This is a genomic window from Ursidibacter sp. B-7004-1 (assembly GCF_053654055.1).
Genome location: NZ_JBSIUP010000001.1, coordinates 162,867 through 173,682 on the forward strand (window position 1 = coordinate 162,867; position 10,816 = coordinate 173,682).

10 protein-coding genes are annotated in these 10,816 nt (G+C 35.6%); all 10 read left to right on the top strand.

The window, feature by feature from the left end:
* Positions 1-97 precede the first annotated feature (97 nt).
* The 10 genes from ACWIW0_RS00760 to ACWIW0_RS00805 all read left to right on the top strand — a co-directional run bounded on the left by ACWIW0_RS00760 (position 98) and on the right by ACWIW0_RS00805 (position 10,747).
* Entirely contained in the window at positions 98-946 is an 849-nt protein-coding gene (locus ACWIW0_RS00760; RefSeq protein ID WP_454451791.1) for a co-chaperone YbbN, read from the top strand.
* A gap of 62 nt (positions 947-1,008) precedes the next feature.
* A complete protein-coding gene (gene trxB / locus ACWIW0_RS00765) occupies positions 1,009-1,962 on the top strand; it encodes a thioredoxin-disulfide reductase (RefSeq protein ID WP_454451792.1) in 954 nt (317 codons plus the stop codon).
* A gap of 144 nt (positions 1,963-2,106) precedes the next feature.
* Entirely contained in the window at positions 2,107-2,640 is a 534-nt protein-coding gene (gene proQ / locus ACWIW0_RS00770) for an RNA chaperone ProQ (RefSeq protein WP_454451793.1), read from the top strand.
* Between the two features lie 164 nt (positions 2,641-2,804).
* Positions 2,805-4,811: a carboxy terminal-processing peptidase gene (gene prc, locus ACWIW0_RS00775; RefSeq protein WP_454447105.1), complete on the top strand. Its 2,007-nt coding sequence runs from the start codon at positions 2,805-2,807 to the stop codon at positions 4,809-4,811.
* Between the two features lie 94 nt (positions 4,812-4,905).
* Positions 4,906-6,471, top strand: coding sequence for a L,D-transpeptidase family protein (locus ACWIW0_RS00780; RefSeq protein WP_454451794.1), 1,566 nt, complete (start codon positions 4,906-4,908; stop codon positions 6,469-6,471).
* A gap of 127 nt (positions 6,472-6,598) precedes the next feature.
* The gene (locus ACWIW0_RS00785) at positions 6,599-7,153 is read left to right on the top strand and encodes a DUF882 domain-containing protein (protein ID WP_454451795.1); all 555 of its coding nucleotides are present in this window, start codon (positions 6,599-6,601) and stop codon (positions 7,151-7,153) included.
* Positions 7,154-7,169: 16 nt separating this feature from the next.
* On the top strand, positions 7,170-7,805 hold the full coding sequence (locus tag ACWIW0_RS00790; protein WP_454451796.1) for an MBL fold metallo-hydrolase: 636 nt from the start codon (positions 7,170-7,172) through the stop codon (positions 7,803-7,805).
* A gap of 8 nt (positions 7,806-7,813) precedes the next feature.
* Positions 7,814-8,563, top strand: coding sequence for an MlaA family lipoprotein (locus ACWIW0_RS00795; RefSeq protein ID WP_454451797.1), 750 nt, complete (start codon positions 7,814-7,816; stop codon positions 8,561-8,563).
* A gap of 90 nt (positions 8,564-8,653) precedes the next feature.
* Positions 8,654-10,024, top strand: coding sequence for a glutathione-disulfide reductase (gorA, locus tag ACWIW0_RS00800; protein WP_454451798.1), 1,371 nt, complete (start codon positions 8,654-8,656; stop codon positions 10,022-10,024).
* 78 nt (positions 10,025-10,102) lie between these two features.
* Positions 10,103-10,747, top strand: coding sequence for a hypothetical protein (locus tag ACWIW0_RS00805; RefSeq protein ID WP_454451799.1), 645 nt, complete (start codon positions 10,103-10,105; stop codon positions 10,745-10,747).
* Positions 10,748-10,816: the final 69 nt, after the last annotated feature.

The window sequence follows — 10,816 nt, forward strand, 5'->3', positions numbered from 1 at the left end:
ATGTAAGCCGAAAACACTGTTTTCGGCTTTTGTTTAATTCCATAAAGGGGAATTTTATAAAAGTAGTTAAAGAATAATTACTTATATCTAGGCTGTTATGAATTATTTAATCAATGTAGATGAAACAAATTTTAGTGAAGTGATCAATGCAGCGACAGAAATCCCTGTCGTTTTTCATTTTATTTCAGCAAGAGAGCCAGCTTCAATAGAAATGGAAGCACTCTTTCGCCGATTATCCGATGAATTTCCCAAACAATTTCTTTTAGCGATTGTCAATTGTGATGAGCAACCGATGGTTGCAGCACAATTTAGAGTACAAGCGGTACCAACAAGCTATTTTTTTGCAAATGGGCAGCCTGTTGATGCTATTCAAGGGGCAGTATCTGAGCAAGAATTGCGTGTTCGTTTAGGGAATATTCTTCCTAAAGAAGAAGATTTAAAATTTGCTCAGGCGATTGAGTTTTTAGAAGCTGAGCAGTATGACCTAGCTTTACCACTCTTAAAAAATGCGTGGGAATTGACGAATAAAAAAAATAGTGATTTTGGTTTACTGTATGCGGAAACGCACATTGCTTTAAAAGATGTTGAACCAGCCAAAGCGATTTTATCGCAAATTCCTATTCAGGATCGTGATAGCCGTTGGCAAGGGTTACAAGATCAGATTTTATTATTGGAGCAAGCCGCCGATTCGCCAGAAATTCAGCAGTTACAAGCAGACTATGGTAAAAATCACTCACCAGAAATTGCAATAAAATTAGCAAATCAACTACATCAAGTAAAAAGACATCAAGAAGCATTGGATTTACTTTTTGATTGGTTAAAACAAGATCTTAATGTTAGCAATGGTGAAGTTAAGCAACAGTTTTTAGCAATACTTTCAGCAATGGGTAATGCAGATCCAATGGTTGCAAAATACCGCAGACAACTTTATTCCTTATTATATTGATCAACAAGCGGTTAGATATTACAAAAAATTCGCAATATCTAACCGCTTATATGGAGAACAGAATGGCAACAAAACACGCAAAATTACTCATTTTAGGCTCGGGTCCAGCAGGCTACACGGCTGCGGTATATGCCGCTCGAGCAAACTTAAACCCAGTTTTAGTAACTGGTATGCAACAAGGTGGTCAGCTTACTACTACATCTGAAATTGAAAATTGGCCGGGTGAATTTGAAGAAATCACAGGGACTGATTTAATGAATAAGATGCAAAAACACACAGAGAAGTTTAATACTGAAATTATTTTCGATCATATTCATAGTGTAGATTTATCAAAACGCCCATTCACATTAACGGGGGATTTCAACACTTTTACTTGTGATGCGTTAATTATTGCCACAGGGGCGTCGGCTAAATATTTAGGTTTACCATCGGAAGAGGCTTATAAAGGGCGTGGTGTTTCTGCTTGTGCAACTTGTGATGGTTTTTTCTATCGTAATAAACCTGTTGCAGTCATTGGTGGTGGGAATACCGCAGTAGAAGAAGCACTTTATTTATCTAATGTTGCCTCGCAAGTTCATTTAATTCATCGTCGTGATACTTTCCGTAGTGAAAAAATCCTAATTGAGCGTTTAATGAAGAAAGTTGAAGAAGGCAAAATTGTTTTACATCTTAATAGTGTATTAGAAGAAGTCGTTGGTGATGAAATGGGCGTAACTGGGGTAAAGATTGCAACAGTTCAAGATAATAAAGTGGAACATCTAACTTTAGATGGTGTCTTTATTGCCATCGGACATTCACCAAATACTGAAATTTTTAAAGATCAGCTTGAATTAAATAATGGATATATTGTAGTCAATTCAGGCTTAAATGGTAATGCAACAGCAACTAGTGTAGCAGGGGTTTTTGCAGCAGGTGATGTAATGGATCATCATTATCGTCAAGCGATCACATCAGCGGGAACTGGCTGTATGGCTGCGTTAGATGCAGAGCGTTTTTTAGATACTCAACCTAACTAGTCTTTAAAATCTATTTTTTAGCTATTTGATAGTGACAAAATTTATGAGAAATCTACCCGCTTGTGTGTGGTTTCTCTATTTTTAATATAGATAATGGAATAAAATAGCCAAAATATTTTTATCTTTTGTTATATGGAACAATTTATGACTGAACAACTTGATTTAGAACAAAATCAAAAAACAACTTTAACGATTAAAGAAGTAATTGCTTATTTAGCTGAAAAATTTCCTTTATGTTTTTCAACTGAAGGGGAAGCGAAACCATTAAAAATTGGTTTGTTTCAAGAGTTAGCAGATGCTTTAGCTGAAGAAGGTAAAGTGAGTAAAACTTTATTACGTCAAGCATTGCGTAATTATACAGCAAATTGGCGTTATCTTCATTCTTGTAAAGAGGGTGCTATTCGTGTTGGCTTAAATGGTGAAGAATGTGGCGTTGTTGATGCGACACAGGCAGAACACGCAGCAAAATCACTTGAGCAAGCGAAAGCAGCTTACGCAGAAAGAAAAGCACAGCAAATTAAAGAGCAAAAAGAAAAGCGTAAGGCATTCTTTAAGCAAAAAGCAAAAGAAGAAAATGCACAAAAACGAGCTGAAATAAAAAAACGTAATGAGCCAACAAAAGCATCTATTGAGAGTTTGGCTGCATTAGAGAATAAATTTAGTAAGAATAGACACTAAATATAGTTCAGGCTGATGACAAACATCAAAAAAATAAAATTTGCAGGGTAGTTTCAGCCCTGCATATTTAAAATTAATAAGTTACAAAATGGTGGTCTAAAGCCCACTCTACACAAAAAGACTTTGCCAATAATCTTAAAAAATTAAATTCATATAGGATAGTTATGATAAATAACAAGTTTAAATATCTTGTTGGTTTTTGTAGTAGCTTGATTGCAATTAGCAGTTTTGCTGTTGAGCCTACAATTAAAGCTAGTGAATTAGTTATTCCCACTCCAACAGAACAGCATTCGCTTTCTACAAAACGTGTTACTGCACGTTTAACGCAATCTCATTATCATAAATTTACCTTAGATGATGCTTTTGCTGAGAAAATTTTTAATCGTTATATTGATTGGCTTGATTCATCGCATAATACGTTTTTGCAATCTGATATTGATGAAATGCGTACGAAATATGCAAAAAAATTAGATGAAGAATTGTATGAGGGAAAATTAACAAGTGCTTTTGAAATCTATGATTTGCTAATGAAACGCCGTTATGAGCGTTATCAATATGCGTTGTCATTATTAGACAAAGAACCAGATCTAAAAGGGAATGATCAAATTGAAAATGATCGTGAAAAGGCTCCGTTCCCTAAAACAAAAGAAGAAGCTGATAAATTATGGGAACAGCGTGTTAAAAACGATATTATCAATTTATATTTGAAAGATAAAAAATGGGCTGAAATTAAAAAAACGTTAGTTAAACGCTATAACTTAGCTATTCGCCGTTTAACACAAAATAAAGCAGACGATATTTTACAAACCTATTTGAATGCATTTGCGAGAGAGATTGATCCTCACACAAGTTACCTTTCACCAAGAGCAGCTAAAAGTTTCCAAGAGAGTATGAATCTTTCCTTAGAAGGGATTGGCGCAACGCTTGAGATGGAAGATGATGTAACAAAAATCAAATCACTTGTGCCCGGAGCTCCCGCTGCTCGTAGTAAAAAATTGACTGCTGGTGATAAGATTGTCGGTGTTGGTCAATCACAAGATAAAATTGAAGATGTAGTCGGTTGGCGTTTAGATGACGTTGTCGATAAAATTAAAGGTAAAAAAGGCACGAAAGTTTTTCTTGAAATTGAGCCTGCAAAAGGTGGAAAAAATAAAGTTATCACCCTTGTTCGCGATAAAATTCGTTTAGAAGATAGTGCGGCAAAATTAACTTTCGATAAAGTTGAAGGAAAAAATATTGCGGTTATTAAAATTCCTACTTTCTACATTGGTTTGACGGCAGATGTTCGTAAACTCTTAAAAGAGATGAAAGCGAAAAAAGCAGATGGTTTGATCATAGATTTACGTGAAAATGGTGGTGGTTCGTTACCTGAAGTTGTTGAATTAACAGGACTTTTCATTAAAGAAGGCCCAGTTGTTCAAGTGCGTGATGCTTTCAATCGTATCAGAGTTCACGAAGACCCAGATAGTAACGTTGAATATAATGGCGATATTATGGTAATGATAAACCGTTATAGTGCATCAGCCTCAGAAATTTTCGCTGCTGCAATGCAAGACTATAATCGAGCAATTATTGTTGGGCAACAAACCTTTGGAAAAGGAACGGTACAACAAAGCCGTTCATTGAATTTTGTTTACGATTTAGATCAAAGCCCATTAGGCTTTATTCAATATACGATCCAAAAATTCTATCGTATCAATGGCGGTAGTACTCAGCTAAAAGGTGTTGAAGCGGATATTCGTTTCCCTGAAATTATCAATGCAGAGAAAATTGGTGAGAGCTTTGAAGATAATGCACTGCCTTGGGATAAAATTCCAGCTGCTAACTATACAGAAGTTGGGAATGCCCGTAAAAATGTGGCAGAGCTAACTCACAAACATTCTGAACGTATTGCAAAAGAACCTGAATTTATTACATTAAATGAAGATATTGCAATCCGTAAGCAGAAAGATGAACGTAAATTTACATCGTTAAATCTTACAGAGCGTTTGAAAGAGAATAAAGCTGATGAAACTAAACGATTAAATGATCTTAATGCTCGTTTTAAACGTGAAGGTAAGAAACCGCTGAAAAATCTTGATGCGTTACCAAAAGATTATGAAGCACCAGATTTCTTCCTAAAAGAAACTGAAAAAATGATGGTAGATTGGTTACAGATGGATAAAAAATAAAAAAATCGCTTATAATGTGATACTATTTCAGACCGCTTACTTTATCAAGCGGTCTCTTTTATTAGAAAATTTACAAATTCGGATTTTAATTTCAATGAAAAAACTTAACTACTTGCCTTTTTTGATGTTATCAACTACCGCATTGGCTGAATCTACTGCTTCAGTAGTTGATACAGTGGTACCAAATGCTCAGGCAGTAACAGCTGTTTCAATAGAGAATGTTGTTGTAGAAGATAGCGTATTACCACAATTAAGTTTTGCTGCACAACAAGCAAGAGCAGAAGCATTACTAAAGCAAGCAGAGTATATTATTCAGCGTGAAGAAGAAAAACGAATTGCTGCAGAAAAATTGGCACAGACCCAGAACCGTATTCAGCAAGAAATAGGTTCTAATCACTTGCAATTACCTTCAAATGTAGCACAGATATATGCAACAAATGGCTTGGAGCTATTATGGGCAGATAAAAATGCACAAAAAATCTTTTTGAAAGAGTATGCTGTATTTGTTGCTAGTGGTGTGTCCACAAAGTCAGCAAATGCACTACAGCAAATTCTTGAAATGCCAGAAGGTTTGGCTCAGGATATTCTACTCACTGATAGTTTTTTAGATTATTTGTATTACAACAAAAATGTTGTGAAATTTGCAAACCAATGGCTATATAAGTTGGGAAGTTATGTTCCTAAATCTCCATCAGAAGAGCAAATTTCTGCATGGGTTCAAGCGGTAAGAAATAATGTTGTAGAGCAATATATGGCAGACTTAGTGCCACGTAATCATATTTATCAGGAAACTGTTGATAGATTGCTTATGATGTCACCTGATGACTATCTTCAAAATGATGAACCTAAGAAAAAAAATAAAAAAAACAAAAATATAGCTACATCATTTTATAAATTAGCGTTGAATGCTCAACGCTTGCGTCTTATACCTAGTTTTGATAATGGTCTTTTCGTGAATATTCCGAGTTATCAATTACATTACTTTCGTGATGGTAAGGCTATTTTACAATCTAAAGTTATTGTTGGTCGTGATGAGCGTCGAACTCCAGTGATGTACAGTAAATTAAGTAATATCGTGGTTAATCCGCCTTGGAATGTGCCTACTAGTATTAAGAATAAAGATTTAGTACCTAAAATGCGTCAAGATCCAAGTTATGTAGAGCGTAGGGGTTATGAAATTATTGATAGTAAGGGAAATAAAGTCAATCCTTATAGTATTGACTGGTCTTCCTATGATAATCCGAGAAAAAATTTTCCGTACCATATTCGTCAAAAAGCAGGTGATGATAGTGCATTAGGACGTTACAAATTTAATATGCCTAGTTCTGATGCTATTTATCTGCACGATACACCAAATCATAGCTTGTTTGGTAAGAGTAACCGTGCTTTAAGCTCAGGTTGTGTACGAGTGGCTAAATCAGATGAGCTAGCAACATTGCTTTTAAAAGAGGCTGGTTGGTCAGAAGAGCGTAAAAGAAGTGTTCTCGCGAGTAATAAAACTACCTCAGCACCTATTCGTTCAGATAACCCAGTTTACTTATACTATGTGACAGCTTGGGTTGAAGGTGGAAAAGTTCATACCTTACCTGATATTTATAAATATGATGTGAAAATTCCAAAAACATCATTAGATTGGGAAAAAGTAAGAAATCTGATTTAGATCAGACATTAAGTGAATTTTAAATAAAATGTTCTTAGATGGGGAACTTTCTGAAGTTTAATGATTCTGAAAGTTGTCTTGGATTTTAAAGTTTATGAACATAAGTAAAAGTAATTAAGGTAATAGAATGGAAAACACAAATTTACAACGCCGTAGATGGCTATCTCTCGGTGGTATTATACTTGGAGCTACTCTTTTGCCAAATTATGTCAGTGCAATTGTATCCACTCCCAAGCCTCTCTCATTACGTTTGCGTAATGTAAATACGGGAGAAAAATTAGTCACATCTTATAGTGCGAAAGGTTTTTCTCGTAACGATTTAAAAAAGTTAAATCATATTATGCGAGATCGCCGTACAAACCAAGTGAGGGCAATTGATCCTAATTTATTCTTAAAATTAACTCGTATTCAGGCAAAGTTAGGAGTTCGTAATTCCGAGATTTTAATTATAAGTGGCTATCGCTCTGCACAAACAAATGCTCAAATGAGACGTCGCTCTCGTGGTGTTGCAAGTAATAGCTACCACATTTTAGGTAAAGCGGTGGACTTTTATATCCCAGGAGTGCCTTTAGCTAAAGTAAAATCAGCGGCAGAGAGTTTACATAACGGTGGAGTAGGCTATTATCCTGGCAGTAATTTTGTACACGTTGATACTGGACCTGTTCGTACTTGGCGTGGTTAATAAGCGGTTTGTTTAGATGTTTAATTTACAAATTATTCCTGTAACAGCATTTCAGCAAAATTGTTCAATTATTTGGGACGATGATAAAAATGCTGCAGTTATTGATGCAGGAGGAGATGCTGAAAGAATTATTCAGTTTATTGAGAGCCAAAATCTAAAAGTTAAAAAACTTTTAATTACCCACGGGCATCTCGATCATATTATGGCAGTCGAATCATTAAAAAAACATTTTAAGGTTGAAGTTTTTGGTTCTCAGCAACAAGATCAAATTTTATTTGAGAGACTACCGCAAATTTGTCGTGATTATGGTTTCCCTGAAGTTCCTGCTTTTTTACCTGACCATTGGCTACAAGAAGATGACATAGTCGAAATTGGTAAACTATCTTTTAAAGTTCGTCATTTACCAGGGCATTCACCTGGGCATATTGGCTTTTTTGATTTTGAAAATAAAATAACGTTTAGTGGCGATGTTTTATTCAAAAATAGTATTGGACGAACAGATCTCTATGGTGGTAATTTTGAGCAACTAATTCAAACGATTCATCATAAAATGTTTGATTTAGATGATGATTTCATAGTGATTTCTGGACATGGTTCTCATACAACCATTGGTTATGAGAAGAAAACAAATCCCTTTTTAAATAATACATAAGGCTTAATATGGTAAAACTAAAGCAACTAATTTATATGATCCCAGTCCTGATATTGACTGCGTGTTCATCATCTATCGATCCAGAAACAGGGCAACGTAAAGATCCGTTGGAAGGGTTTAATCGTGCAATGTGGAAAGTGAATTACGAGTATTTAGATCCTTACGTTCTTGAGCCTGTTGCTAAAGGTTGGCGTGATTATGTACCAAGCCCAGTAAAAACAGGATTGGTAAATGTGGCAAATAACCTTGATGAGCCAGCTAGTTTTGTGAATAGATTACTCGAAGGTGAAGGACAAAAAGCAATGGTGCATTTTACTCGCTTTTGGTTTAATACTATTTTCGGTTTAGGTGGGCTGATTGACTTTGCGAGTATGACTAATGATTTGAAATTGGACAATGGTCGCCGTACTTTTGGAGATACATTAGGCAGTTATGATGTACCTACTGGTGCTTATGTAATGTTGCCAGCCTATGGACCAGCAACTCCTCGCCAAGATTTAGGGGGAATTGTGGATACAACTTACCCAGTATTATCTTTACTTGCAACACCTTGGTCGATTGCCAAATTCACTGTTCAAGGAGTGAATAAACGAGCAGAATTATTAGGACAAGATGCACTGTTAAAGCAATCACAAGATCCCTATGCAACATTTAGAGAAGCTTATTTCCAGAATTTAGAATTCAAAGTTAAAGATGGTAAAGCGAGTAATTCGATTCAAGAAACTCTTTCAGAAGAAGAGTTAAAGAATATAGATTGATATTTAATAAGCGGTAAGATTCATTCGTTTTTTTGCAAAAAATTGGTAGAATTTCACCGCTTTTAATTTATTAAGTAAGGAATAATAACAATGGCGAAGCATTATGATTATTTAGCTATCGGTGGGGGAAGCGGTGGAATCGCTTCTATTAACCGAGCTGCAAGCTATGGCAAAAAATGTGCAATTATTGAAGCAAAATATTTAGGTGGAACTTGCGTAAATGTAGGTTGTGTACCGAAGAAAGTAATGTGGTATGGAGCTCAAGTAGCGGAAGCTATCCACTCTTATGCTCCAGATTATGGCTTTAATGTACAGGTTAATCAATTTGACTATGCAAAATTAGTCGAAAATCGCCAAGCTTATATTGGTCGTATTCACCAATCTTATAACAATGTATTAGGTAAAAATCAGGTTGATGTTATTCGTGGTTTTGCTCAATTTGTGAATAAAAATACAGTAGAAGTCCGTTTAGAAAACGGTGAAACAGAACAAATTACCGCAGATCATATTTTAATTGCCACTGGTGGTCGCCCAGCTCGCCCTGCGATTGCTGGAGCTGAATATGGTATTGATTCAGATGGTGTCTTTGAACTCACCACATTACCTAAACGAGTTGCTGTCGTTGGTGCGGGTTATATTGCCGTAGAGCTTGCGGGGGTATTTAATAGTTTTGGTGTCGAAACACATTTATTTGTACGCCAACACGCTCCATTGCGTAATTTTGACCCACTAATTGTTGAAACTCTACTTGAAGTGATGGCTCAAGATGGTATTACGTTACATACTCAAGCTATTCCACAAGAAGTCGTGAAAAATAGTGATGGTTCACTGACTTTAACATTAGCCGATGGGCGTAGCCAAGAAGTAGATTGTTTAGTTTGGGCAATCGGGCGTGAGCCTGCAACAGATAAAATCAATTTAGCCGCTGCTGGAGTAGTTGCCAATGAGCGTGGTTTTATCCCTGTGGATAAATTCCAAAATACAAATGTTGCTGGCATTTATGCAGTCGGAGATATTATTGAAGGTGGAATTGAACTAACTCCTGTTGCTGTGGCAGCTGGTCGCCGTTTGTCTGAGCGTTTATTTAACAATAAACCGAACGAACATTTAGATTATAACCTTGTACCGACAGTCGTATTTAGCCACCCACCTATTGGTACTATTGGTTTAACTGAACCTCAAGCAGTTGAGCAATATGGTGCGGAAAATATCAAAGTATATAAATCATCTTTCACTCCAATGTACAGTGCAATCACACAACATCGCCAACCTTGCCGTATGAAATTAGTCTGTGCAGGTAAAGATGAAAAAATTGTCGGATTACACGGTATTGGCTTTGGTGTTGATGAGATGATTCAAGGTTTTGCTGTTGCCATCAAAATGGGAGCAACGAAAGCTGATTTTGATAACACCGTTGCAATTCACCCAACAGGTTCTGAAGAATTTGTTACAATGCGTTAATTATAAATTATAATAACGACTATACTGAGTGGGGATTGTTTCCCCACTTTTATTTTTATCCAATAAGGAAATTAAAAAATGAAAAAAATATTATCTATTTTATCGCTTAGCTTTATTTTGAGTGGCTGTTTTGATGAGCCGAAAAAAGAAATGGCATCTACTACTCCAGCAGAAAAGTCTGAAAAAGCAGTGGATTCAAGCGAGAAAGTAACAACCTCTATCGAAAATGTTGTAGAAAAAAATCAAACAACGGAAATTAGTTCTGCTAAAGGTGAGAAAGAAGCGGCACAATCAAATGATAAAGAGAGTAAAACATCAGAAAATACAGTAAAATCTGAAGATCCTGTGGTAGAAAATAAACCTATTAATACTGAAAATAGTAAAAATATTTCACTTACTACTCATAGCAAAGGGAATATCCAGCCAAGTGAGAGTGGAAAAGAAGTAGCAGAAGATACAACAAATAGTTTACAAAGTAAGGAAGCGGTTGAGCAACAACAGAATGCAGTTGATAAACAGAATAAGGTGTCTAAAAAAATACAAGAAAATAAAAGTACACGAGAAATAACATTATCTGATGAAGAAAAACGTGTAGGGTATCAAAAAGTGTTGAGTGACAAGGAAATTGAGTATTTAAAATCTAAATGTCAGTACCAATTTATGTCTGACAAAGAAATGAAACAATATGATTGTATGGTTAAAAAAGTGATAATTGTAGAGTAGGATTGGTATGTCTTAGTAAAAAATCTATGGTAAGCAAAATGGTTGCTAACAATCTTTTGTAGAGAATTG

Bases quoted from the DNA above. Each gene is read 5' to 3' on its own strand.
- ACWIW0_RS00760 (WP_454451791.1), top strand. From the start codon at position 98: ATGAATTATTTAATCAATGTAGATGAAACAAATTTTAGTGAAGTGATC.
- trxB (WP_454451792.1), top strand. From the start codon at position 1,009: ATGGCAACAAAACACGCAAAATTACTCATTTTAGGCTCGGGTCCAGCA.
- proQ (WP_454451793.1), top strand. From the start codon at position 2,107: ATGACTGAACAACTTGATTTAGAACAAAATCAAAAAACAACTTTAACG.
- prc (WP_454447105.1), top strand. From the start codon at position 2,805: ATGATAAATAACAAGTTTAAATATCTTGTTGGTTTTTGTAGTAGCTTG.
- ACWIW0_RS00780 (WP_454451794.1), top strand. From the start codon at position 4,906: ATGAAAAAACTTAACTACTTGCCTTTTTTGATGTTATCAACTACCGCA.
- ACWIW0_RS00785 (WP_454451795.1), top strand. From the start codon at position 6,599: ATGGAAAACACAAATTTACAACGCCGTAGATGGCTATCTCTCGGTGGT.
- ACWIW0_RS00790 (WP_454451796.1), top strand. From the start codon at position 7,170: ATGTTTAATTTACAAATTATTCCTGTAACAGCATTTCAGCAAAATTGT.
- ACWIW0_RS00795 (WP_454451797.1), top strand. From the start codon at position 7,814: ATGGTAAAACTAAAGCAACTAATTTATATGATCCCAGTCCTGATATTG.
- gorA (WP_454451798.1), top strand. From the start codon at position 8,654: ATGGCGAAGCATTATGATTATTTAGCTATCGGTGGGGGAAGCGGTGGA.
- ACWIW0_RS00805 (WP_454451799.1), top strand. From the start codon at position 10,103: ATGAAAAAAATATTATCTATTTTATCGCTTAGCTTTATTTTGAGTGGC.